The following is a 24,877-nucleotide window of genomic DNA, read 5'->3' on the forward strand; positions in this document are numbered from 1 at the left end:
TCCCATTAGGGGCCGACGGCATCTGCGGACCGTGCGCCGCCCTCAAATCTGGTGGATATCGGCATGATCGGACATCGGACCCACCTTTCGACAGGTAATTGAAGGCGCGAATTGGCGTCATATCCGCCGCACACCCGATCCATGGGGAAAATGCCGAGAGGATAGCGACGTGGCTCGCAGGCAGATTTGCATAGGCGACAATCCGGAAAGTGCGGTCGGCGACGGGAACTGACCGGCGGCAGGCGGCAACGACCATGCTGCCAACCTACAGAGGCGGAAGGCCGGCAACAGACCGGCTCTCAATCAGAACGGTCATCCTTTGACCATCAGGGAGAAGAAGAATGAAGGGAATACGGGGTTTCATACTGCCATTGGGCCTGTTGCTGACGACGTCGCAGACGGCATTGGCGCAGTCGTCCACCGCTGCGCCGCAGGAGGGCGCTACCAGCGACATCGTGGTGACCGCGCGCCGCACCGCCGAGAATATTCAGGAGACGCCGGTTTCCGTCGTGGCTTTCGGGGCGGATTCGCTGCGGCAGGCCAATATCCGCGATACGCAGGATCTGCTGATCAAGACGCCGGGCGTTTTCCTGGCCGGGTCGGGCGGGCGCGAAAACACCAATTTCTCCATCCGGGGTCAGTCCAAGGCGCTGGCCGGCAACAGCGCGCCGGGCGTCATCAGCTATTTCGCCGAAGTGCCTTCCCCCACCACAGGTTCCAGCATCCCGACCTACGACCTGTCCTCGGTTCAGGTGCTCAAGGGGCCGCAGGGGACATTGTTTGGCCGCAACACGACCGGCGGCGCGATCCTCTATTATCCGACCGCGCCGGACTATAAGCTGGGGGGATATGCCAAGGCGTCCTACGGCAATTACGACGCCCGGCTGCTGGAAGCCGCACTCAATATACCCCTGACATCGGATACGCTGGCCATCCGCATCGCCGGTCAGATCCAGAAACGCGACGGCTGGACCAGGAATATCGGTATCGGCGGCGACCCCGACGATCTCAACTCGCGTGCGATCCGCGGATCGATCCTGTTCGAGCCGAGCGCCGCGTTCCGCAACACGGTCATTGTCGACTATTATCACAATGAAGCGGTCGGCGGCGCGTCCGTGCTGACCGATGTGCTGCCCGGTCCCAACGGGCTGACGGCGACGGGCACGGCCAATGCAGCGCTGGTCCAGTTGGCGTTGCAGCGCGCACGCGGTCCGCGCGTGATCAATTCGGACGTCGATGCGTTCGAAAGGGTCAAGCGTTTTGGTATTACCAATCGGACTGAATTCGATCTGTCCGACGACATCACTTTCCTCAATATCTTCGGCTATCGGCGCACCAAGATCGACTATTATTCCAGTGTCGACGGATTGCCGACATTGATCGCCGACGGCAGCGGCGCGATCCCCGCCGGGCTTCCGGTGACAATCGTCGGCGGCCGTCAGACATCCGATGTTCGGCAGCTCAGCGACGAAGTGCAGGTGAAGGGATCGGCACTCGGCAATCGCCTCGACTGGCTGGTCGGCGCCTTCTACCTTGACAGCAAGCCGCTCGGGCCGTCGGGCACCTATATTCCCGTCTTCATCCTGCCCGGTATTACCGATGCGCGCTTCAACTACAGTTTCTACAGCGAAAAGAGCCGGGCGCTGTTCGGCAATGTCAATTATGAGATCGCGGACGGGCTGCACGTCAATCTGGGCGTGCGCCACACCTGGGACAAGATCGAGGCCTGCGTCGGCGGCGGCCTTAATAACCAGCCCGTCGTTTCGCCCGAAGAATGCGCGGACGGGGCGGCAACTATCCGCAATTCGAGCGTCAACAAAACCTCGTCCAAGGCGCTGACCTGGCAGCTGGGCGTCGACTGGAAGGCGTCGGATGCGATCTTCCTCTATGCGGTCACCCGCCGGGGCTATCGCGCGGGCGGAATCAACAGTCCCACGCTGGCCGGCAGGCTGGCGCCGTTCCAGTCCTTCGCACCGGAAAAGGTGACGGATGTGGAGGTCGGTATCCGCTCCGACTTCACCATGGGCGACGTCAAGCTCCAGTTCAACGCGTCGCCTTTTGTCGGCTGGTATAATAATGTGCAGGTGCCGATTTCCGGCCTCAATACGCAGGCAAGTTGCAGCACGACGGCCGCCGGTGGCACGAACCCGCCAAAATCACCGGACGGCGATTGCGACGCCAGCAACGATCCGAGCGGCGGGACGCTGCTCGTCAATGCCGGCAAAACCCGTGTCGCGGGCATTGACCTTTCGACCCGGATTCAGCCGACGTCGACATTGTCATTCGACGCGGGGGCGACCTTCCTCGACCTCAAGTCGCGGTCGCTGACGGTGCCTGCCGCACTGCAATCCTATCTCGCAGCGCTCAAGGTGCCGTTCAATCTGGTCGCGAAGACGACGGTGACCGCCGGGCTGCGCTGGACGCTGCCCGTACCGCGCTCGCTTGCGGAAACGGTGGTCAGCATGGACTATTACCATTCGAGTAAAGTCCGCTCCTCCGATCAGGTTCTGCACGCCTATGATCTGGTCAACGGACGGCTGGACCTGAACGGCGTGGGCGGCAGCAATGCCGACATCAGCTTTTTCGTGCGCAACCTGTTCGACAAGAAATATCTGGCTTCGAGCAATGTCGGATCAGCGGCGCTTGGCATATTCAGCGGGTTTTATGGAGCCCCGCGCACCTATGGCGTGGAGGTTCGCTATCGGTTCGGCGACTGACCGCAAGAGTTGAGGACGGTGCGTCAGTCTCGTCCTGTCCGCAAAGGCCAGCGCGGCCCAACGAAGGCGGATGACGCACCGGCCATAATGGACAGGGCAGGATTATGGGGAGGACCGTCGATGGCGCAGACCGAAGCCGATCAGGATCAGGCCGAAAGCCGCGAACAGCTCAGCCGATGGCTTGAGGATGTGCTGGGCTGTTCTGAGGTCATGCTGGAAAAGCAACGGCGCTGGCGTCCGGTCTGGCGCGCCAGCGTGCAGCAGAATGGTGTGAAGCGCGACTTTCTGCTCAAGGGCGACCGTACCTGGCCGACCCATCCCTATCCGCTCGATTATGAAATGCGCATGCAGCGGGCGCTGCATGAAAATGGCGTCCCCATTCCCGCCATATTGGGCATGTGCGACCAGCCCAACACCATCGTGATGGAATGGATAGAAGGTGGGCGGGACCCCGGCCTGGTTCAGCAGGCGATCGAAAGCGCATCGGTCATGACCGACGATCGGTGGGCCGCATCCCTGCGCTATATGGAGATATTGGCGGACATACATCGTCTTCCAAGTCGCCCCTTCGTCGAAGGGGGAGCCCATTTGCCGCAGGGGCCGCGCGAGATTGCCCTGCACAATTTCGAGCGCTTTCATGCCATGACGGCAGAGCAGGGCATCACCGATCCGCTGCTGGAATTTTGCGCAGGCTGGCTGCGCCGTAATTATCCCCGGCATCGGGAATCCATTTCCTTCGTCACGGGCGATTGCGGCCAGTTCCTTTCGGACGGCGCCCAGGTCACCGGCATATTGGATGTGGAAATCGGTCATCTGGGCGATCCCATGCGCGATCTCGCCTGCTTCCGGGGACGCCATCCGATCGAGAATATGGGCGACGTCGCCGCATTGTTCCATCACTATGAACGCGCGATCGGCGTGCCGCTCGATTATGACGCAATCGCTTATCACACCGTCTCTTTCCTGGCCGAAGCCATTTATGGTCCCCTGTTCGGGCTTCATGAAACGGGACGCGGCGGCGACTGGGTCGAGGCGGCGGTGCAGGTTCCGATGATCGGACGGCGCTGCATGGAGGCTTTGGCCGAGATATTGGGCATGACGCTCGATGACATCGCGCTCCCGCCGCCCGCCGCCATCGACCAGAACGATCTGGCGCTCCAGAAATTGCAGGCGGAAATCGAGCGCCTGCCGGAAAGCGGATCGTTACAGGGTTGGCAACGTAACATTCTCGCATCCATACCGCACTATCTCCGGGATCAGCTGCGCTATCGGGACTGGCTGCGGGACGAGGATGGCAAGGATATCGAGGCGCTGCTCGGTACAGCCTATGCCGATCCGGTCGAGGGTGAGGCCGCATTGATGCGCTTCATCGAAAAGAGCAAGCCAGCCGATGATATCGCCCTGACGCGTTTCTTCCACCGAAGGACGCTGCGGCATTGTCTGGTCATCGCGGGGCCTGGCGCGCCCGCCGATCATCTGGTTCTGGTGCCCATGGAGCCGCTGCGGCGGGATTAGGCGTGTGGGTATTGAATATGCCCGCATGGGCGTCTGGCCAGCCCGAGGGATGGTACCTATCCGACGATATGTGCTTCGTCCCGCAGATTGAGCGATCAGGGAGTAGCTGGTCTGGGCAATCAGTATATGCTTGCCCAATCAGTATCTACGGATCGTGCCAAGATAAAATATTATCTGAAAATATAATAAGATAAAAATATATCATTTCGGTCAATAAATAGAAACAGGTCGTCATAAATTAAATATAGTCACCACAGGAGGGGATGAAATGGGTAAGATATTCCGGGTAATCCTTATGACCGGCGCCGCGTGGAGCGCGTGCGGTGTTGCTATAAGCCAGGCGGCAGAAGCGGTCGAGCAAAGCTCCAGTGGCGGCGACAATAACGCGGTGCGCGATATCATCGTGACGGCGCGCCGGACTTCGGAGAATCTTCAAACAGTTCCCGTGGCCGTCACGGCGCTTGATCCGACCGCCCTGCTTGAACGCCAGATTGTCGAAGTGGCGGATGTAGGCCGGGCCGCGCCGGGTTTGTCTGTTCAGTCGGGCGGCACCGGGAACGCGTCCCTCATATATCTCGCCATCCGGGGTAACGCTCAGAACAGTCCCAATTCATTTTCCGATCCTGCGGTCGGCATCTATGTCGACGGCGTTTATTATGGACGACCCATTGCCGGCAATCTGGGTCTTCTCGACCTGGCGTCCGTCGAAGTCCTGCGCGGTACCCAGGGAACATTGTTCGGACGCAATACGACAGGCGGCGCCCTGAACATGACGACCGTTCAGCCGGACGGCCATTTCGGCGGCTATATTACCGGTCGTGTCGGCAATTATGAAAGCTGGTCGATCGAATCCGCGCTGACTTTGCCGATCGCCGGCGACGAATTGTCGTTACGTCTGGCGGGGCGCTATGGTGAGCGGGGCAGAGGCTTTGGCCCGAACCCCATCAGGGGGGTCGATGCGGCGCGTATCGATCATGACATCGCGGCCCGCGCCACGCTGAACTGGGAACCTTCGGCGGTCCCGCTGACGGTCTCCCTGTCGGCCGACTGGGCTGACATCAAGGATACTTACAATAATGTCGCTCTGCGTGGTATCAATCCGACAGGTCCGGGCCTCGCTCTTTATTCCCATCAATTTGACCTCGCCAGCTTCCTGCAAACCCAAAGTCGTTTCTACACAACCTATAATGACCCCAACACGGGTAATCCCAACATCGATACGCCCTTCAATTACAACAAGACATGGGGCCTTCGTGCGACGATAGAATATGATCTGGGGGATTTTAAGGTAAAATCGATAACGGCCTATCGAGAGGCGGAAACCGGGGACGGCACCGATCTGGACGGTACGCCCGCCAAGATCGCGTCCTATGCCAGCGACTATTCCCAGAAACAGCGCAGTGAGGAACTTCAATTCTCGGGTACGTTGGGGAAATTGGAATTCATTCTTGGTGCATTCTATTTCAAGGAAACGGGCGACGAACAATCGCAGTCCCTCGTCTTCCAGGACACCGATTTCGGTTTCAACCTTGCGCCCGCCAACACCAATCTTGCTACTTATAAATCAGAGTCCAAGGCATTGTTCGCTCAGGCCAATTACAATCTGACCGAACGGTTGCGGGTGACGGGCGGATTTCGCTATACGTGGGACAAACGCTCTATCAACCGCATGGGCTATATTGGCGGGATACCAGGCTTTTCCGGTTCGTTCGTGTCGAACGGCAGGTTGATCACGCTTCCGCCGACGGGTCTGTGCGCCGTGGGCACCAACGCCAATCTCGTCCCGCCCGGCCCCAATTGTACGGACCCCGTGACCGCCAAATTTGATTATCCCGCATGGCTGGTCAGCATCGACTATGAACTGGGGAATGGCAAATTCGTCTATGCGAAGACGGGCGGTGCCGCATTGGCTGGCGGGCTTAATTCACGGCCGACTCCGCCCGACGCCAGTTCCTTTGCGCCGGAAAAGGTCAAGGATGCCGAAATCGGGTTCAAGGGCGACTTTCTCGACAGGCATTTGCGGACCAACCTGGCAGGCTTCTATATCTGGCGGAACGGTGCGCAGAATATCGTCAATGCTCTGGTCGGCGGCAATCTGACGCAGTTTGTTCAGAATGCGGGCGATGTGAGAGCTTATGGCGTCGAGTTCGAAGGCACGCTCATTCCGTGGCAGGGTATGGAAGTCAGTGGCGCCATATCCTGGCTGAAGGCGAAATATGCTGCGGGATCATTCACCGCGGCGGGGCTGGGGGGCACGGTTGATCGAAGCGGTGAAATTGTTCCGCGCGCGCCCAGATGGACCTGGAACGTCGGCGCCACACAGCGCATTCCAGTCAGAGGCGGCGAAATCGCCTTGCATGCCGACTATGCCTATACCTCAGCCGTCTATCAGGATTATGCCACCGCTGATCTGACGGCTCCGGCGCTTAACGACGGTGTCAACGACGCCGCAGAGCGCGCGGCGGCTGTCAGCTTTATCAACACGCAGAACAGCTTCAGCCGGCTCAAGGCCTATGGCGTGCTGAACGGCAGTATCAGCTTCAAGCTCGACGGCGGCATGGAGTTCACCTTGTGGGGACGGAATTTGACTCAGGAGAAATATTACAACGCCATCTTCAACGGTTATGGCACGTTCGGCACCGCGATCGGGTTTACTGCGGCGCCGCGCACTTGGGGGGCAACGGTCTCTTACCGCTTTTGACATAAGTGCGTCGATCAGGTGCGGCGGCGATGTCCGCTTCACCTGATCGCTATGATCCGGTCATCCCGATTTACACGCGAGGGCGAACCCTATCTTTCGTCGGGGGCCTAACGGCTCCTCTTCTGCGTAACTGCTGAATCAATTCATGAAAGCATAATTGTTCCGTCATTTTAACAATCCAGGATCGTGGAATGGATGTCAATCAATCGGTCGATAATGGAGACAAGGCTTTGATTATATTGCAAAGTCTTATCTTCTATTTGCGGGAAAAAAACATTCTTTCGCGGTGTGATATTGAGGAATTGTGCGAGCGAGTGGAATCTCGTTCCTTTATCGAAAAGGAATTCCCCTGTGATCGAGGACAGGCGGTGGCGGCCGCGAAGGAAATGCGCGATCTGAATGAATATTGCGGAAAACGATATGGCGGGAAGCGGCGTCGCTGCCTATGAGGGCTAGCTCGACAAACTCTTGATCCGGCCGTGTCGCACAGAGCGTGGATGAAAGGTCGAAGTTGTTGGCAAGTGTTGGCGATACTCGGAGAATTTCGATATTTCGCCGATGGCTTTTCTGCAACCTTGCGGAAGATCCGGGCAGTAGGCATTTTCCGGACGAATATGTCCATTACGCGATATTTGTCTTGCCGGCGATAGCCGTGACGAGGGAATGCGACGCGGCATTGACATAGTCCTCAGGAAGGTCGTTATAACGGATTTGGACGAGTGATGCACAATCCTTCATCCATGGATGCTACGCAGCGGGCGACGCCCTATGAAATGTCGTTTCCGGCGAGCAGGCGATCGGTATTGTCGTGGACAATTGTCGCGCTGTTTCTCCTGAATTGTCTCAATTATATTGATCGCCTGCTGTTTTCGGTCGCGCAGGAAATGATCAAGGTCGACCTTCACCTCAGCGATTTTCAACTGGGCCTGATCGGCGGACCGGCTTTCGCCATACTCTATACGCTTTTCAGCTTCCCGATCGCGCGGGCGGCCGACCGTGGCCGACGGGTCGGAATCATTGCCTTTTCGCTGATGCTGTGGAGCGTCATGACGGCCTTTTGCGGGATAGCGGCCAATTTCCTCCAGATGCTTGTCGGGAGAGCAGCGGTCAGCATCGGGGAAGCGGGATGCACACCAGCGTCCCATTCTCTGATTTCCGATGCATTTCCCGCACGGCGCCGGACGACTGTCATTGCCATTTTCGGGGTGGCCGGCCCGGTCGGAGCCATTGTCGCCGCAGTGGCAGGGGGTGCCCTTATCGCTGCCTTTGGCTGGCGCACGGCCTTCCTCCTCTGCGGAATGGCCGGCATAGTCCTCGCTCTGCTGTTCCGTGCCACTGTGCCGGAACCCCAGCGGAGCCAGCCCGGGCCCTCTCACTCGGCGTCTTTCATCGATACGGTCCGCCAGTTGCTCGTCCGGCGCAGCTTTGCCCTCGTGGCGGTCGCGGGCGGCATTGCCGGGATCGGCAGCTATGCCAACCAGCAATATATGGTGTCCTTCCTCATGCGCGGACATGGCCTGTCCCTGGCAACCGCGTCGCTGCTGATGGGGCTGGTGATCGGGGGCGTGGGCATTGTCTTCACGCTTATCGGCGGACCGTTGATGGATTTCGGAGGGCGGCGCTATCCACGGATCAAGGCGTGGCTGCCGTCCGTCGGCTTGCTCTGGTGCGGGTCGCTCTATGCCGTCGCCTTTCAGCTGCCGACGGTCGGTCTTGCCGTCGCGCTGATGGTGTTCGCCTCGATGGGGCAGCATTTCTACATGCCCGCCATGTATGCGCACGGGCAGGACGTCGCGCCCCCGCATATGCGGGCCATGGCGTCGGCCATCATCATCGCCACAAGTTCGCTGTTGGGCTATGGTCTGGGGCCGCCGCTGATCGGCCTTGTCAGCGACATATTGGGGGAAGCCGCACGGGTGTCCGCGGGCCTCAGCCTCGCCGACTGCGTGAAGCGGCCGGTCGAGGCCTGTGAGGCCGCCAGCGCGCAGGGATTGCGCTTGTCGCTCAGCTTCGGATCCTGCTTCTTCATCCTTGCCGCCGGCCTGTTCGCGCTGGCGAGCCGATGGATGATCGCCGATGTGAACGATCATGATCAACCCTGACTTGCCATCCGCGGCCAATTGGCAAATAATAGCCCGGCCCTTCCAGGTCGGGAACAGACTCGACTGATGGCAAGGAGGTTGAGGATGCAGAACGCAATCGGCACTGATCTGCCCCTGTGCGCGCCGCGTACGGCATCGCATTTCCATGTCGAACGACAGGTTCACGCCAACGGAATTTTTGCGGATATCCGGCACTTCGGCTGGACCCAGAGCAGCCGCGCGGTTTACCAGCCCGATTCCTATTATCTGGACTTTTCCATCGGCCCGCGCTGTACCAATTCGCGCTTTTTCAGCGCCGACCGCCGGCTCGCCGACCCGCCGGGCGATATTGTTTTCCTGCCCAAGGGCGGCGCATTTTCGGCGTTGAGCGAACCGGGCGAACACAGCCTGCTGTGCCTGACATTTGAAAATGAACGGGCGATGCAGCTGTTCGAGGATGACAGTCTGGCTGATCTGACGCCCTGCCACGATGTGCAGATCGGTCGGGTGCGTCAGGGGCTTGCGCGCCTGCTGGAAGAGTTGCGCAACCCCAGTTTCGGACAGAATATAGTGCTGGAGAGCATGGCTTTGTTGCTGGTCGTCGAACTGTGCCGGCATTTCCGGCAGGCTCCGGAGGACGACCGTAGCGGCCATGGACAAATGCCGGGCTGGCGGTTGCGCCGGATCAAGGACAGGATCGAAGCCGAACTGTCAGGCGATCTGTCGGTCGCGGATCTGGCGGCGGAAATTCGCACCAGCCCCCGGCACCTGATCCGGACGTTCAAAGCGACCACCGGCACTACCCTGTCCGACTATATCGCTGGCCGCAGGATCGCCCATGCGCAGCAACAGCTTGCGCGGGACGGTGTGCTGATCAAGGTGATTGCCGGCAATTGCGGCTTCCAGAGCGCCGCAGCCTTTTCCGCCGCTTTCCGCAAGGCCACCGGCATGACGCCGCGCGAATTTCGGGAAGAACGCGGCGCCGGTCGATAGGCTGCTTTCGCCGTTCAGCCCGTCAACATGGTTGCGGTCAATCTGGCGATCCTCCAGCGTCCGTCGCCTCTGCCCAGTGCGCCCTGATAATTGGCGAACATGATGACCCGGCCGCCATCGTTCCAGTCCGTCACGAGGCCGGAGGCGCCGACATGGGCGGCGTCATCGGATGGGCCTGCGTCGATCATGATGTCGGTGATCTGGTGACGCCATTTGCCGCCGCTCCTTTCCGCGAGCATCGCCGGCATTCCGCCCAGTTGTCCCGCACCCCGGAGGGTCATCTGGCCGACAATCTCGAAGCAGCCATCCTCCGCGAAGAGGTTCACCCATTCGGCCGCCCTGCCGCTATCCACATATTGGCAATAGCGCGCGAACAGATCGTAAATGTTCAGCCGGTCCTTTACGCTCAGTCCCATCGGTTCATCCTCCTTGTCTGCATAGAGATGGCATTGGCCGCAGGCCCCGCCTTTCGCCGGAGCCGAGCGTCCACGTCCCCTGCACCATGCTGCGGCCGCGATGGCAGTGCAATGCCGCGGCGGCCGTGCCGGCCCGAACCCATGCGCTTCATGTCCGCCTGACGATGTTTGGGCGTTCCGGCTGTAGGCATCGGCATTGCGGGGATCGCGCTGTCGCCGCCACAATCCGTCTCCGACAGAAAGGCGGATTCTCTCCATGACCAGCTATCTCGATCGACTGATCGCCGATCCCACCAGTTTCCACGACGCGCCCTATGCGCAGGCCTTCACGCTCAGCCGCGACGAGATCGACAGGCTGCATCTGGAAGGCGCGCGCAAACGCTTTGCCGAACTTCGTCCTGGCCTGTCGGTGCTGGACAAGCTGGCGCGCGAGCAGGGCATCGAGACGATCGAGACGATCAACGATCTGGCGCCGCTGCTGTTTCCGCACACCGTCTACAAATCCTATCCGATCAGCTATCTGGAGCGCAGCCGCTTCGACAAGCTGACCAAATGGCTCGCGGGCCTGACGACCAGCGACATTTCCCATGTCGATGCCAGCGGGATCGAGACGATCGACGACTGGATCGACCTGCTCGACGCGGAAACCGATCTTACTATCCAGCATACGTCGGGCACGACCGGCAAGCTGAGCTTTGTCCCCCGCACCAAGAAACAGTGGCGCGAAACCATCGTCCATTCGGCGGTCATTATCCGCGACTGGTGGCCGGGTCGCGGCCCGGACATATTGAAGGACGGGATGCCGATCATCATTCCGGGCTATCGCTATGGCGCCGCCGCGATGCAGCGCGGTAACGGCATCCAGGTCGATCTTTATGCCAAGGGCGAGGAAAACACCCTGTTCCTCTACCCCGACGCCCGCTTCAGCGCGGACATCGCCTCGCTGGGCGGCCGCCTGCGTGCGGCGGAGGCACGGGGTGAGGCCGGCATGATCGACATTCCGCCGGTCCTGCTGGAACGGCGGGAGGCCCTGCTGGAACTGGAGCGCCGCCGGCCCGACGACCTCAAGCATTTCTTCAGCGAGGCGCAGCGGCGCTTCGGCGGGCGCGACGTCTATGTGACGGCGATGTGGGCGATCCTCTACGATTGGGCGGAGGAGGGGCTGAAGCGTGGCCTCAAGAACGTCTTCGGCAAGGGCAGCGTGCTGCTGACCGGCGGCGGCAAGAAGGGCAAGGAACTGCCCGACGACTGGCGCGAGCGCGTACTCGAGTTTCTGGGTTTCGATACCATCTATGAAATGTACGCCACGTCCGAACAGATGGGTCTGTCGATGATGTGCGAGCATGGCCATTATCACATCCCGCCGATCCAGATTCCGTTCCTGCTCGATCCGGCGACCGGCAAGCCCTTGCCGCGCAAGGACGGCCTGACCGGCCGCTTCGCCTCGTTCGACCTGATGCCCAACACCTATTGGGCCGGGCTGGTGACGGGGGATGAGATCACGCTGGCGGGCTGGGAAAAGCCCTGCGCCTGTGGCCGCACCGGGCCGCACGTCATTCCGCCGGTACGCCGCTACAGCGAGAAGGAAGGCGGCGATGACCGCATCGTCTGCGCCGGCGCCCCCGAAGCGCATGATCGCGCCCTCGAATTTCTTGCCGAACTGTCGATGTGAGTAGAGCCATGACTGATCAATTCCGCGTTCCCCTCATCATCCGAGGCCAGATCATCGATGATGCTGAAGTCGACTATGGCGGCCGCCGGGGCGGCGTCAGCTTCTCGGCGCCCGACATCGCCAAGCATGTCGCGCGCCTGCCCCTGCGGACGCCCTCGGCCATGGCCGACCTTTATTCGCTGAGCTTCGACGAGATACTGGATTTCCTCGTCGCCCTGGGGGAGCGGCTGGATTTCGGGCAGAACCGGCATTTGCAGGAAGCGTTTCGTCTGTCCTGTCTGACCTCCGGCCTGTCGGAGAGCATATTGCGCGTCCATTTCCAGCATATCGGCGCCGCCTTCGATCGCACCGAAATGCGGCGGATGATGGAGCGCTCCTGCGGCGTCGACTATCTGGAAGGCTGGGTGGATCAGGGGGCTGGCAGATTTCCGGGCCTGACCGCCCGCACGCGCGCTTTCGGCGCGCGGACCGTGCATGTCATTGCCGGCAATGCGCCGATCGTGTCGATCCTGACGGTGATCCGCAATGCGCTGACCCGGTCCGACGCGATCATCAAGCTGCCGTCCAACGATCCGCTGACGGCCGCCGCGCTGGTGCGAACCATGGTCGAGATGGACCCCGACCATCCGCTGTCGAAACATGTCTCCGTCGCCTATTGGAAGGGCGGCGACGATCAGGTGGAATCCGCGATTTACGATCCGCGCGGGGTCGAAAAGATCGTCGCCTGGGGCGGGTTCGATTCGGTCAAGCACATCACCCGCTATCTGCAACCGGGCATCGACCTCATCACCCAGGACCCCAAGCTGTCGGGAACGATCATCGGTCGCGAAGCCTTCGCCGATGAAGCGACGCTGGGTCAGGTGGCACGCCGTCTGGCGCTCGACATCGGCGCCCAGAATCAGGAAGGCTGCGTGTCCGCGCGCGTCATCTATGTCGAATGCGGCACGGACGAAGCCGGGCTGGAGCGCGCCAATCGGCTGGGGCAGATGACCTTCGATGCACTCCAGCGTCTGCCCGATCACCTGAGCACGCCGCACAAGGCGTTCGACGGCGCGCTCAAGGCCGAGATCGACGGCATCCGCCTCAATGACGAGGATTATCGCATCTTCGGCGGTCGGACCAACGAGGGCGCGGTGATCGTCAGCCAGGAGGATTATCCGGTCGACTTTTCCCGCACGCTCGCCTGCCGGGTGGGCAATATCGTGCCCATCGACAGCAGGGAAACGGCCGTCAGCGCGGTCAACGCCTATACCCAGACGATCGGCATCTTTCCCGAAAGCCTCAAGGATGAGCTGCGCGACCGTCTCGCCTTTCAGGGCGCGCAGCGGATCGTGTCGCTGGGCGGGGCCGCGACGATGCAGCATAATATGGAAAGGCAGGATGCGATCGAGCCAGTACGCCGCATGCTGAAATGGGTGACCGAAGAACAGGCATCCGGCGAGATGCTGGCCGCGCTGGCAGGCTGAGGGGAGCCAAGGACATGGTGGACGCTGATCTGGTGATCCGGGGCGGAACGGTGGTCGACGGGCAAGGCGGTGATCCGTTCGAGGCGGACATCGCCATTGCCGACGGCCGTATCGCGGCGATCGGTGCTGATGTCGGTCAAGGCCGCGAGGAGATCGATGCCCGTGGCCTCCTCGTCACGCCCGGCTTCGTCGATGTTCATACCCATTATGACGGGCAGGTCACCTGGTCGGACAGTCTGGTGCCTTCCGCCGAACATGGCGTCACCACCGTCGTCATCGGCAATTGCGGCGTCGGTTTCGCGCCGTGCCGGCCGGAGGACCGCGAGGCGCTGGTCAATGTCATGGAGGGCGTGGAGGACATTCCCGAAGCGGTGATGGCGAAGGGTCTGCCCTGGAACTGGGAGAGCTTCCCGGATTATCTGCGATCGCTCGAAGCGCGTGCCTGGGACGCGGATGTGGGAGCCTATATTCCGCATTCGCCCCTGCGGGTCTATGTGATGGGCCAGCGCGGGTTGGACCGCGAGCCGGCGACCGCGGCGGATGTCGCGCGAATGGCGCAGCTCGTGGCGGAGGGGATGGCGGCCGGCGCGCTTGGTTTCGCGACATCGCGTTCGCTGGTGCATCGGCGCGGCGATGGCGCTTTCATCCCGTCCTTTCAGGCGGAAAGCGATGAACTGGTGGCGATCGCCCGATCGGTGGGTGATGCGGGGCGCGGCGTGCTTCAGATGATCCCGAATCTCGATACCGCCGACTGGGCCAGCGATCTCGACCTGATGAAGCGCATGACCAGCGCCTCGGGGCGTCCGCTGACCTATTCGCTCGCCCAATGGTCGACCGATCCGCAGGGCTGGCGGCGCACCATGGATGCGCTGGCCGAGCATAATCGCACCAGCGCGGCGCCGGTGCTGGCGCAGGTTTTTCCCCGGCCGATGGGCGCGATGTGCGGCCTGTCGACGTCGGCCAACGCGTTCAGCCATTGTGCAAGCTATCGTGCGATTGCGGACCGACCGCTGGCTGAAAAGGTCGCCATCATGCGCGATCCCGCCTTCCGCGCGCGACTGATCGCGGAGGAGCCGGATGAGACGCCGACGCCGCTGCATCGCTTGCTACGCACATGGGACAATATCTATCCGCTCGGAGCCGAGCCGGACTATGAACCTTCACCGGACCGGAGCATCGCCGCGCTGGCCGCAAAGCGCGGCGTCGGTCCTGTCGAACTGGTCTATGATCTGATGCTGGAGCAGGAGGGCCATGCGCTGATCCTGATGCCCTTTTCCAACTATGCGGAAAAGTCGCTGGACCCTGCGCTTGCAATGATGCGCGATCCCTACAGCATCGTGGGACTGGGCGACGGCGGCGCGCATTATGGCATCATCTGCGATGCCAGCTATCCGACGACGATGCTGTCCTACTGGACCCGCGATCGGGTCGGCGAGCAACTGACGATCCCTGCGGCAGTCAAGGCGCTGAGCGCGGACAACGCCGATTTCCTGGGGCTGCGGGACAGGGGGCGGCTGAAACCGGGGATGAAGGCCGACATCAACCTGATCGATCATGGCGCGCTCAGGCTGCATGCCCCTCATGTCGTCCATGACCTGCCCGGCGGTGGGCGCCGTCTGGCGCAGCAGGCGACCGGTTATCGCGCCACGATGGTCAGCGGCGTGATCACCCGGCGGGACGGCGCCGACACTGGCGCGCGTCCCGGAAGGCTGATCCGCGCCGCCTGATCAGGCGCGCGGCTGGATGGTCGTGCCGCCCGTCAGTCCATGGCGGATAAAGGGCGAGGCGAGGAAATCATGCGGAAAGCCGAGCGGCGTGCGGCTCAACGCATCCAGACGTTCCAGTTGGCTTGCCTCCAGCGTGACGCCAAGCGCGGCGACATTATCCGCATATTGCCGCATCGTCCGCGCGCCCACTAGCGGCGAGACGACCGCCGGATTGGTAAGGGTCCAGGCGATCGCCACCTGCGCCGAGGTGACGCCCATCTCGTCGGCGATGCCCTTCACCGCATCGGCGATGGCGACCACGCGCGCGTCGACACGGCCTGCCGCTTCGAGCAGGGCACCGCGACCGCCAGATTCGCCGGCATGGGCGCTGCCGCCGGTCGCATATTTGCCCGACAGCATGCCGCTCGCCAGCGGCGACCAGGGCATGACGCCGATACCCAGCGCCTTGGCGGCGGGGATGAGTTCGCGTTCGGCCGTGCGCTCGACCAGATTATATTCGACCTGCAAGGCCGCCAACTGGGACCATCCCCGCAATTCCGCCACGGTTTGCAGCCGGGCCATCTGCCAGGCAGGTGTATCCGACAGGCCCAGATACAGGATCTTGCCCTGCGTCACGAGGTCGTCGAACGCGCGCATGATCTCATCCGCAGGCGTCGTATCGTCCCAGGCGTGCAGGAAGAGCAGATCGATCCGGTCCGTGCGCAGGCGCTTGAGGCTGGTTTCGACCGTCTGCATCATGTTCCGGCGGCTGTTGCCGGCAGCATTGGGATCGCCGACCGATCGGGTCAGCGAATATTTGGTCGACAGGACCAGCCGTTCGCGCTTGGCTTCCGCGAACTTGCCGGTCAGCGTTTCCGACACGCCGTCGGCATAATAGCCCGCCGTGTCGATGAAATTGCCGCCCTGGTCGACATAGCTGTCGAAAATCCGGCGGGATTCCTGCTCGTCCGCGCCCCATTCCTCGCCAAAGGTCATGGTCCCGAGCGCCAGCGGGGAAACCCGCAGGCCCGAGCGGCCGAGCAGGCGATAGCTGTCGAGCGACAGCGTCTGAATGTTTGTCTGTGTCATGGTCGTTTTCAATCTTTCGCTGCTTCGGTGACGACCCAGTGCATCATCTTGTGCACCGGCCATCCCCCATCGTGCGGCAGGCCGCCGAATTTTCCGGTGTTGATATTGCCGAGACCGACGATGCGCTGGGTGCCCGCCGAGGAAAGCCCATCGCGCACCTCGGCAATGCGGGAGGGGGGATAGACGCCGACCGACTGGGTCGCGACGGTGACATGCTGGATCGCATCGGCAAGCCGGTCGACCGCGACGACATTGACGAGCTTGCCGCCGGGATTGAACGACACAGGTTCGCTGGAGCGGATGACTATGCCCCGGCCGTCGGGACGTCCGAACAGGCGGTAGACCGGTTCCAGATTGCCCAGCATGTCCAGTTCGTCGATCAGCATGGCGGGCGGCAGCGGGCCGTCGGGGCCGGCGCCATAGCGGATATCCTTGCCCATCGCCTCCACCAGCGCTTCGCAATAGCGATCGACCTGTTCGTCCGATCCTTCGATGAACTGGAAGCGGGCGCAGCTGCACGCATCCTGATTGAAGGCGATGATGTCGGCCGCGCTCCGTTCGGCAATGGTCGCGAGGGGGACGTCGTCAAAGGCTTCGCGGCCGATCAGCGAAATCGAGACCTTGGGATCGAAGGACATGATCTCGAAGCCCGGCGCGGCATATTGCATGGCATGGCGTACCGCCGCCTCGCCACCCCAGACGGCGAGCTTGTCGAAATATTGCGAGCGCAGGATGTGGTTTTCGATGCTGGCATCGCCGCCGCGCCAGTAAGCGGCGGAGAAGGAGCGCGTCACCGGATGGTTGGGGCCGACATCCGCCATCGTCCGCAGCAGGGCGGTCGCCGTGAACATGTCGTTGGACGGCATTTTCAGCAGATGGACGCCCTTGCTGATCGCTCCTCGGACAATCGTGACCGGCGGCACGATCGGGGCGTTGCCGGCCAGAACATGCACCATGCGGGGCGGGAAGGCGCGGATGTCGAAGGCCGTGCCCTGAATGTCGCGCCGCGCCCACCCATCCAGCACGTCGAGCGATCCCAGCGACTGTTCGGCTTCCGCCTCGACCGCCTCGCGGGTGAAGAACCAGGCGATATCGCGGTAGCAATTCTCCAGGATGCGCGCGCCAAGAGTGTTGCAGCGCAGATTATAGGCCGCAGCCTCCTGGAGATAGATGTTCCGGTCGAAATCGAGCGCCTTGCCGACTTCGACGAGAAAATCCACGATCTCCGCAAGCGGCGTGTCGAAGGCGGGACCGGGCTGGCTTCGCGGCCAGATCAGCGAGTCCAGATCGATCGAAGGGGTCATGACCGTCGTGCCGCTGGCCCGCGACCGGTGCTCGACGGCGGCGTCGAGCTGGACCACGCCCTTGATCACATGGGGAACGAGCAGCCGGTCATTATCGGCGATGATTTCATGCAGCATGTCTGCCTCCTGTCGTTCAGGCCGCGACCGGCTGGGGTGCGGTAATCGATCCGCGCACATAGGAATCGATCGATCCGGCGCAGCTGAGCTTGTCCTCACCTTCTTCCAGATCGGCGTAACGGGCGATCGCGTGAACGACCGGCGTCTTCACGCCCTCCAGGCCGGAGCCGAACTCCACCTGCACCTTGTCGCCAGAGATGATGCCGCCCCAGCGGCCGTCCGCCAATATATCGAAAAACGCCATTCGGCCTTCGATCCGGCCAACATCCTTCGTCGTGCCCAGCAGCTTTTCGCCCGGCTTGTCGAGGATGAGGGGGATGATCCATGGCGGCACCGCATAGGATTCGGTCGGCTGGATCTTGGCGCAGAAGCCGCTCATTTCGACCATGGCATAGGAACTGGTGATGCGGTCCGGCGTGACGCCGAAAAAGCTCATAATCTGTTCCCTATAGTCGGCCGGGACAGCCGCCCCCTTGGTGCCGCCGCCAAAGCTCATCAGCGTGTCGGGATGGAAATCGCCATCCTTGATCCCGCGCGCGCGCAGGGCCTGCACGATCTGCCAGGCGACACCATACATGACGCCGATATAGAGCGGGCGATCCCGGCGGCTGACAAGCAGGTCCATCCATGCGTCGAACTCGCCTGCCCGCGTCTGCTGGCGGGCCTCGACCTCCGCCTCATAGACGGCGATCTCGCCGGGACCGACTTTGCCGGCAGCCAGCAGGCGGCGCAGCTGCGCGGGGCGCATGGCATCAAAGGCGCGCATCGGATAGTCGCTCAGGCGATGAAATTCGCCGGGCGCGGCCCAGCGCGGGAAATGGACATTGCAGAATTCAATCATCTTGTGGGTGCCGCGCGGCGGCATCATGGTGAAGACCGAGCGGCCGTGATCGGGCACATAGGCCGGTGTCGACAGGTCGGCCGCCGCCAGACAGGCGGCGAGCGACAGGTCGCGGTCCTGCGTCGACTGGTTGAGGAAGGAGGATTTGCCCGAGGTCCCGCTCGACGCGAAGACATGGTGGCCCGCCGCCTTGGCGCGGTCCAGCCATTCGTCAATGTCGCGCACATCCGCAACCTCGATATTGTCCGTCGGATAGCTGCTCAGCGTGCCGAGCCACATGTTCATATGCTTCCACTGGCCATTGTCGACGAACGCCTCCGGATAGCTTTTATAATTGGTGTGGGCGAACAGGAGCGGGACGAGGTCGGCCAGGCTGTCGATGCTGTCGATACCGGCTTCTTTCGCCCGCTTGTCGAGCACCCGGATCTGCTGGCGCCGCTCCGCAAAGCGTTCGCGCGCCGCTTCCAGTTGCAGTTCGGCCAGATTGTCCGGGGCGTTCCGGAACGGATCGGGCGACCGGGCAAGGGCGATCAATTCGTCAACGGCGCTCATCAGTGAAAACTCCTCTCAGCTTTGCCGGGAAGTATAGGCGATGCCCGATATTTAGCCGCTCGATTCACTGTTATGGGGAGGACATACTATTCTCAGCATGACCTTTCCGCCCGATGGCGTGCCGATCCCCTGCCAAAACAAGGCTGCTATCTTTCGGCAGGGCAGAAGGCGGGCACCCCGGGCCATGATGCCGGCGCAACACAGGAGCAGGGGGTGACATGCCCGGTCCACTGGACGAAGTATTGGCGTTTTTTCGGGAAAGCAGCGGCTCGCGCGAAGACATGCTGTCCGCCATGGAGCGCCGGTTTACGGCGGATACACGCTGGGAAAATGTCGGCGTGGCGACGATCGTCGGGGTCGATCAGGCGAGGCAGTTCATCGACGGCTTTCTTGGCCGGATTCCGTTCGAACGCTGCGCGGTCGTGGTCCATCATGCGGCGGCCGCGGGCCATGTCGTCCTGACGGAGCGCAGCGATATTTTCTATGGGCCAGACGGGCAGGAAATGCTGTCGCTGCGGCTGATGGGCGCCCTGGAAATGGACGGCCCCCATATCGTCGCCTGGCGCGACTATTTCGACACAAGCGGCTTTTGAAGGGGGATGCTATGACCGATCGCAAGGCTGTCTGGGCGCAGATCGTCCCGATGCCGGGGGCCAATCTGGCGGCGCTGGCACAGAGTTATGAAGCGGCGGGGGTGGAAGGGGTCTGGGCGCCGCAAATGTTCGGCGCGCCCTTCACGACGCTGGCCGCCGTCGCGCCCGCCACGCAGCGTATCAAGCTGGGGACCGGCATCGCGCTGGCGTTCGTGCGCAGTCCGCTGGAAACCGCGTGCAGCGCCATCGACCTGGACCTCATCAGCAACGGCCGGATGGTGCTGGGACTGGGGTCGAGCGCGCAGAGCCAGATCGAGGGATCATTCGGCAGCGCCTATGGCAAGCCGCTCGCCCATATGCGCGAGATCGTGGGCATGATCCGCGCTGTCGTGGCCCGCGGGCATACAGGCGAGCTGACCGAACTGGCGGGAGACTATCACCGTCTCGACCTTTCGCACTTCCGCTTGCTGCACAAGCCGGTGCGCGGCGACATTCCCATCGTGCTGCCGGCGGTGTTCCAGAAGGCCTGCGCGCAGGCGGCGGAAATTGCCGACGGGCTGCTTGGGCATCCCCTGTGGAACGATGGCTGGATTGAGCGGGAAGTGGCCGCTCATATGAAGGCGGGGCTGGATCGGGCCGGCCGGGCGCGCAAGGACTTCTCGCTCAACATTTCGATATTCACGGCGATTTCTGACGACAGGCGAGAGGCGATCGAGGATTGCCGGGGGACTGTGGCTTATTACAGCCAGTCGCCCCAATATCTGCGCTATTTCGAGGAAATCGGTTTCGGCCGGGAGGCATCGGCGATTCAGGCCGCCTTCGCGCAGGGGGACATGGCGGGCATGGCGGCTGCCTGCACCGACGCCATGGTGGAAAGCATCGCCGTGGTCGGAACGGCCGATGAAGTGCGGGCCCGGGTTGCGCGGCGCGCGGCGCTGGCCGACGCGATTACGCCGTTGATCCCGCATTATGGCCTGTCGCCCGAAAAAAGCGCGATCTACACGCAGCGTATAGCGGAGACATTTTATGGCTGATTCCACCGCTGTCGCGGCCATGGCGGGGGGTGGGCTTTACAACCGGCATTCGGGCCTGCAACAGGCCAATCTGCAATCCGCGCTCCCCCTGCTGGAGGATGCGGCGCGAGCCATTGGCGATGCCTCCGTCGGTCCTGTCACCATAGTCGACTATGGCGCATCGCAAGGGCGCAATTCGATGGCGCCGATGGCGACGGCCATCGATCTGGTTCGTGCGAATGATGCGCGGCGGCCGGTTCAGGTCGTGCATACGGACCTGCCCTCCAACGATTTCACGTCGCTGTTCGGCTTGCTGGATCAGGACCCGGCCAGCTATCTTAACGGCCGGCAGGGCGTCTTTCCTTCCGCCATAGGCCGATCCTATTTCGATGCGATTTTGCCACCCGGCAGCGTGGATCTGGGTTGGTCCTCCAATGCGCTGCACTGGATGAGCCGTAATCCGGTCGACGTCGCGGATCATGGCTGGGCGATCTTCAGCCGGTCCGCGCAGGCGCGTGCCGCCGTCGATGCGGTGCTGGCGGAGGACTGGCTTCGCTTCCTGAAAGCGCGCGTCATTGAGTTGCGGCCGGGGGGGCGCCTGATCTGCCAGTTCATGGGTCGAGGCCCCGACAGCCACGGATTTGAATGGATGGCCGGGAATTTCTGGCAATCGATCGTAGACATGGAAGGCGAAGGACTGCTCAGCGCCGACGAAACGCTGAAGATGACAGCGCCTTCGGCGGGGCGTTCGCCCGATCAGGTGAGGGCGCCTTTCGATGCCGGGCTGGTGCCCGATCTGGTGCTGGAGCATCTCGCCGCGATCCCGTCCCCCGATCCCTATTGGGAGGGCTATCAACAGACCGGCAATGCGGCCGAACTGGGGCGGCAGTGGGCGGCCATGATGGGTGCGGCCAACGGCCCCAACTTCCTTGCACGCGTCGCTGCGTCCCGCGATCGGGACGCGCTGCTGGCCAGTCTGGTGCAGCGTGTGGCCGCCCGCGTTGAGGCAGATCCGCAGCGCAGCCGTGCCTTCATCCTGATCCTGTCCATCAGGAAGCCGGCTTGAAGCGCGATCTCCGCTGAGCGGGGTGCCCGGTCCGCGGCATCGGCAATGAACCAAAAGGGAGAGGAAGCAGCATGGCCCGCCTTGCAGAAAAGATTTGCATCATCACCGGAAGCGGGAGCGGCATCGGACGAGCCAGCGCGTTGATGTTCGCGCGGGAAGGCGCGACGGTGATCGTCGCGGACATTCGCGCCGAAGCGTCCGAGGCGACCGCGCAGGCCATTGTCGACGCCGGAGGATCGGCGCGCGCGATGACCGTTGACGTCGGCGAACAGGCCGATCTGGAACATATGATCGGCCAGACCGTCGCCGATTTTGGCCGCATCGACGTGCTCTTCAACAATGCCCTTTATGTCAATCAGGACCACGCCATGCGTGACATGGATTTCCTGGCTTTCGACCCCGACATCTTCCTTGCCAATGTGCGGGTCAACGTATTGGGAGCGGTTCTGGCGAGCAAGCTCGTCATTCCGCACATGCTGGAGCGCGGGGTGGGGTCGATCATCTCCACCTCGTCCGGCAGTTCCATGGGTGGGGATATCACCGCCTACAGCTATGGATCGTCAAAAGCCGCGCTCAACTGGTTCGTGCAGGCGATCGCCGCCACCTATGGCAAACAGGGCATCCGCAGCAATGCGATCCTTCCCGGTCCGACGCAGACGCCCGCCAAGCTGCAATGGTCCACGCCGGAAATGGATCGGCTGTTTCTGGAGGTGCTCAACACCCCCTTTATCGGCGAGCCGGAAGACATTGCCGCCATGGCGCTTTTCCTTGCGTCCGACGAGTCCCGCTACGTCAACGGCATGCTGTATCCGGTCGATGGCGGTCAGAGCTGCACCGTGCCGTTCATCAGCGTGACGCGGGCGCTTTCCCGAGGGTGAATGCAGCAATCCCAGATTTGAGGAAAACAGAAGAGGAGAGGATGATGGGCGTCGAACTGGAACAGAAGGTACGGGAATTTTGCGATGCCTGGGGCGACGGCAGCGATGCCAGCAGGCCCAATGTAGAGAAAATTCTGTCGATGATGGCGGAGGATGCCGAATGGCAGCTCTGGGTTCCCGGCGGTCCCGTCGTGAAGGGCAAGACGGCGTTGCGCGCAGAGATTGAGCGGCAAATGGCCTTCGCCACCAACAATAAATGCAATGAGGTGAACATCCTCTCCAACGACCGGATGGTGATGCAGGAACGGTCCGACACTGCCATCATCATGGGACGGCCCTGTCCGCATCAGATGGTCGCCATCTATGAGTTTGACGGGGCCGGGCTGATTTCACGCTGGCGCGAATATCTCGATATGGCGGACCTTACGCGCAAGATGGGCATAGACGAAGCCGCGGCAGGCGGTACGGAAGTGCCTGCCTGATTGCGTCAGGCGCGGAACAGGGCGATCAGGACTGCACAGGTCAGGATCGCCCAGCTCTGAAATCCCCAGAGCAGCCAGCGCGGCGCGTGCCGCAACTCCATAAACTCGCGCCCGACTAGCAGAACCTTCGTGAAGGCGATGACGAGGATGACGGAGCGAAGCAGGAACGCATTGCCCAATGCCATCGTCTCGAACGACAGAAAGGTCGCGGCGATCAGCATCGCCCAGACCAGTGTGATGCGGCTACGCCAGATCATGGCCATGAAACGGATTCCCTAAAGCAGATAGAGCAGGGCGAAGAGGATGATCCAGAGCAGGTCCACCAGATGCCAGAAGGCGCCGCTCCCCTCGATCAGGGCGGCACCACCCTGCATCCGGCCGGTCCGGTCGAAGCGCGACAGGGTAAAGCACAGCACGCCCAAGCCGATCAGCACATGCACCAGATGGATGCCGGTAAACATATAATAATAGATCGAAAAACTGTTGCTGTTGAGCGTGAAGCCCTGGGCGATCTTCGCTGAATATTCGAACGCCTTGACGATGACGAAGCCGCTGCCGAGCAGGACCGCGCCCAGCAGCAGCGGTCGCGCCTTGTCGTCGTCACAGCGTACCGCCGCGACGGCCTGTGCGACAAGGAGACTGCTGGTCAGCAGCAAAAGCGTGTTGAGAAGGCCAAGGCTCCGGTCGAGCAGCGCCTGCGAACTTTCGAACAGCGCCAGTTCCTGCTGCCGAGCGAGCGCATAGGTGATGAAGAAGACGGCAAAGACGACAAGATCGCCGCCAATGAACACCCATACGCCTTCCTCTCCCGGCACATGGCCGCGCGGAGGCGAAGCGGCGGCTTGCGAAGCAGCCATTATTCGCCGCCCAGCGCGTCGCGCTTGATCGCGCCGAGCATGGCGAAGATCATCAGGTTGAACCAGATGCCGAACACGACGGCGGGCATCCAGAAAGCCAGGGCGCCGTTCCAGGCAAAGGGTCCGGTCTTGAACAGGCCGATCGCCAATCCGGGCAGCAGCAGCACGCCGGTCCACAGGTTCATATAACCAAGCCAACGCGGCAGGATGGGCTGCGCGCGGCGGTCGCCCAGAATGACGAAACCGGTCAGCAGATTCTGCACGAAGGCGGGCACGGCCGGCATGACGAACAGCAGGAAGGCGATATCACTCAACGCACCGATAACGGCGTCCGGCCGGTCGGTCCGATAGGCGGCCGCCGTGAAGATCAGCCCGGCGAAGAATAAAGTGACGAAGCCAAAGGCCACGACCATCACAAAGGCCCAGGTCAAAGGCGAAACCGGCCCTTCGATCTTCTTCATGAAGGTGGCGACCGCTGCCAGAAAGGGGAAGAACAGCACGGAGGAAGAGGCGATCAGGATAGCGCCTGCCAATATGCCGATCTGGTGGCTGCGATAATAAGCAGCCACTTCCGCAGCGGGCATGGATGGGGCCAGCGGCGGGAACATGTGCGCGACCGGCCATATGCCGACGAACATCATCGTACCGGCAATGGCGCCCATATAGGTGCATAGCTTCATCGTCATGCTCTTGGTCGTCATGCGGCCTCCCTCTGCCCTGTTTTGTTGTGCAGGCGGAAGATTGTGAAGCGAACGCGTCCAGGCCACCCGCCCATGGATAGGGTTCCTGTCGGCGATCCCGCCTGCACAAGGGTAATA

At 62.0% G+C, this 24,877-nt stretch carries 21 protein-coding genes; 14 read left to right on the forward strand and 7 right to left on the reverse strand.

The features are described 5' to 3' along the window. The first annotated feature begins 341 nt into the window (after positions 1 to 341). The 6 genes from A8G00_RS01945 (at position 342) to A8G00_RS01970 (ending at position 10,007) form a co-directional block, all read left to right on the forward strand. Positions 342 to 2,717: a TonB-dependent receptor gene (locus A8G00_RS01945; RefSeq protein ID WP_102999819.1), complete on the forward strand. Its 2,376-nt coding sequence runs from the start codon at positions 342 to 344 to the stop codon at positions 2,715 to 2,717. Between the two features lie 120 nt (positions 2,718 to 2,837). Beyond that, the gene (locus tag A8G00_RS01950) at positions 2,838 to 4,232 is read left to right on the forward strand and encodes a phosphotransferase (protein WP_066563129.1); all 1,395 of its coding nucleotides are present in this window, start codon (positions 2,838 to 2,840) and stop codon (positions 4,230 to 4,232) included. A gap of 268 nt (positions 4,233 to 4,500) precedes the next feature. Next, a complete protein-coding gene (locus A8G00_RS01955) occupies positions 4,501 to 6,933 on the forward strand; it encodes a TonB-dependent receptor (protein WP_066563126.1) in 2,433 nt (810 codons plus the stop codon). 191 nt (positions 6,934 to 7,124) lie between these two features. Continuing rightward, positions 7,125 to 7,382 (forward strand): hypothetical protein, encoded by a 258-nt coding sequence (locus A8G00_RS01960; protein WP_066563125.1) that lies wholly within the window; start codon positions 7,125 to 7,127, stop codon positions 7,380 to 7,382. 291 nt (positions 7,383 to 7,673) lie between these two features. Then, on the forward strand, positions 7,674 to 9,035 hold the full coding sequence (locus A8G00_RS01965; protein ID WP_253257882.1) for an MFS transporter: 1,362 nt from the start codon (positions 7,674 to 7,676) through the stop codon (positions 9,033 to 9,035). 84 nt (positions 9,036 to 9,119) lie between these two features. Beyond that, a complete protein-coding gene (locus A8G00_RS01970; RefSeq protein WP_066563124.1) occupies positions 9,120 to 10,007 on the forward strand; it encodes an AraC family transcriptional regulator in 888 nt (295 codons plus the stop codon). A gap of 14 nt (positions 10,008 to 10,021) precedes the next feature. On the opposite strand, the gene A8G00_RS24950 is transcribed toward A8G00_RS01970, so the two are convergent. Then, positions 10,022 to 10,423, reverse strand: coding sequence for a nuclear transport factor 2 family protein (locus A8G00_RS24950; protein WP_066563122.1), 402 nt, complete (start codon positions 10,421 to 10,423; stop codon positions 10,022 to 10,024). A 256-nt stretch (positions 10,424 to 10,679) separates the two neighbouring features. Between A8G00_RS24950 and A8G00_RS01980 the strand changes: the two genes are divergently transcribed. From A8G00_RS01980 to A8G00_RS01990, 3 genes are read left to right on the forward strand one after another with little or no spacing between them, the layout of a single operon-like run. Continuing rightward, positions 10,680 to 12,095: a hypothetical protein gene (locus tag A8G00_RS01980; protein WP_066563121.1), complete on the forward strand. Its 1,416-nt coding sequence runs from the start codon at positions 10,680 to 10,682 to the stop codon at positions 12,093 to 12,095. Positions 12,096 to 12,103: 8 nt separating this feature from the next. Next, complete coding sequence (locus tag A8G00_RS01985; RefSeq protein WP_066563120.1) at positions 12,104 to 13,561, forward strand: acyl-CoA reductase; 1,458 nt, start codon at positions 12,104 to 12,106, stop codon at positions 13,559 to 13,561. A gap of 14 nt (positions 13,562 to 13,575) precedes the next feature. Beyond that, a complete protein-coding gene (locus tag A8G00_RS01990; protein WP_102999820.1) occupies positions 13,576 to 15,288 on the forward strand; it encodes an amidohydrolase family protein in 1,713 nt (570 codons plus the stop codon). Here the strand turns inward: A8G00_RS01990 and A8G00_RS01995 are convergent, their stop codons facing one another. Genes A8G00_RS01995 through A8G00_RS02005 form a run of 3 tightly spaced genes read right to left on the reverse strand, consistent with a single transcriptional unit; the run spans position 15,289 to position 19,170 of the window. Then, positions 15,289 to 16,356 carry an aldo/keto reductase gene (locus tag A8G00_RS01995; RefSeq protein WP_066563928.1) on the reverse strand — a complete coding sequence of 356 codons (1,068 nt, stop codon included), beginning with the start codon at positions 16,354 to 16,356 and terminating at the stop codon, positions 15,289 to 15,291. 8 nt (positions 16,357 to 16,364) lie between these two features. After that, a complete protein-coding gene (locus A8G00_RS02000) occupies positions 16,365 to 17,777 on the reverse strand; it encodes an acyl-CoA reductase (protein WP_066563115.1) in 1,413 nt (470 codons plus the stop codon). A 16-nt stretch (positions 17,778 to 17,793) separates the two neighbouring features. Continuing rightward, complete coding sequence (locus tag A8G00_RS02005) at positions 17,794 to 19,170, reverse strand: hypothetical protein (protein WP_066563113.1); 1,377 nt, start codon at positions 19,168 to 19,170, stop codon at positions 17,794 to 17,796. A 218-nt stretch (positions 19,171 to 19,388) separates the two neighbouring features. On the opposite strand from A8G00_RS02005, the gene A8G00_RS02010 reads away from it, so the two are divergent. From A8G00_RS02010 to A8G00_RS02030, 5 genes are all read left to right on the forward strand, one after another. Next, complete coding sequence (locus tag A8G00_RS02010) at positions 19,389 to 19,763, forward strand: limonene-1,2-epoxide hydrolase family protein (RefSeq protein WP_237230098.1); 375 nt, start codon at positions 19,389 to 19,391, stop codon at positions 19,761 to 19,763. Between the two features lie 11 nt (positions 19,764 to 19,774). Continuing rightward, positions 19,775 to 20,797 carry an LLM class flavin-dependent oxidoreductase gene (locus A8G00_RS02015; RefSeq protein WP_066563111.1) on the forward strand — a complete coding sequence of 341 codons (1,023 nt, stop codon included), beginning with the start codon at positions 19,775 to 19,777 and terminating at the stop codon, positions 20,795 to 20,797. Continuing rightward, positions 20,790 to 21,842 (forward strand): hypothetical protein, encoded by a 1,053-nt coding sequence (locus A8G00_RS02020; protein WP_066563109.1) that lies wholly within the window; start codon positions 20,790 to 20,792, stop codon positions 21,840 to 21,842. Before A8G00_RS02015 ends, A8G00_RS02020 begins: the two co-directional genes overlap by 8 nt. Before the next feature lie 71 nt (positions 21,843 to 21,913). Then, the gene (locus A8G00_RS02025) at positions 21,914 to 22,720 is read left to right on the forward strand and encodes an SDR family NAD(P)-dependent oxidoreductase (protein ID WP_066563107.1); all 807 of its coding nucleotides are present in this window, start codon (positions 21,914 to 21,916) and stop codon (positions 22,718 to 22,720) included. Between the two features lie 44 nt (positions 22,721 to 22,764). Beyond that, entirely contained in the window at positions 22,765 to 23,202 is a 438-nt protein-coding gene (locus A8G00_RS02030) for a nuclear transport factor 2 family protein (protein ID WP_066563926.1), read from the forward strand. Between the two features lie 5 nt (positions 23,203 to 23,207). On the opposite strand, the gene A8G00_RS02035 is transcribed toward A8G00_RS02030, so the two are convergent. The 3 genes from A8G00_RS02035 to A8G00_RS02045 are packed head-to-tail and all read right to left on the reverse strand — an operon-like array spanning position 23,208 to position 24,760. After that, complete coding sequence (locus A8G00_RS02035; RefSeq protein WP_066563102.1) at positions 23,208 to 23,465, reverse strand: cytochrome C oxidase subunit IV family protein; 258 nt, start codon at positions 23,463 to 23,465, stop codon at positions 23,208 to 23,210. A gap of 12 nt (positions 23,466 to 23,477) precedes the next feature. Next, positions 23,478 to 24,059, reverse strand: coding sequence for a cytochrome c oxidase subunit 3 (locus A8G00_RS02040; RefSeq protein WP_066563099.1), 582 nt, complete (start codon positions 24,057 to 24,059; stop codon positions 23,478 to 23,480). Next, the gene (locus A8G00_RS02045) at positions 24,059 to 24,760 is read right to left on the reverse strand and encodes a hypothetical protein (RefSeq protein WP_066563097.1); all 702 of its coding nucleotides are present in this window, start codon (positions 24,758 to 24,760) and stop codon (positions 24,059 to 24,061) included. Before A8G00_RS02045 ends, A8G00_RS02040 begins: the two co-directional genes overlap by 1 nt. Positions 24,761 to 24,877 lie beyond the last annotated feature (117 nt).

The organism is Sphingobium sp. SA916 (genome assembly GCF_002894065.1).
Classification (GTDB): Bacteria; Pseudomonadota; Alphaproteobacteria; order Sphingomonadales; family Sphingomonadaceae; genus Sphingobium; species Sphingobium fuliginis.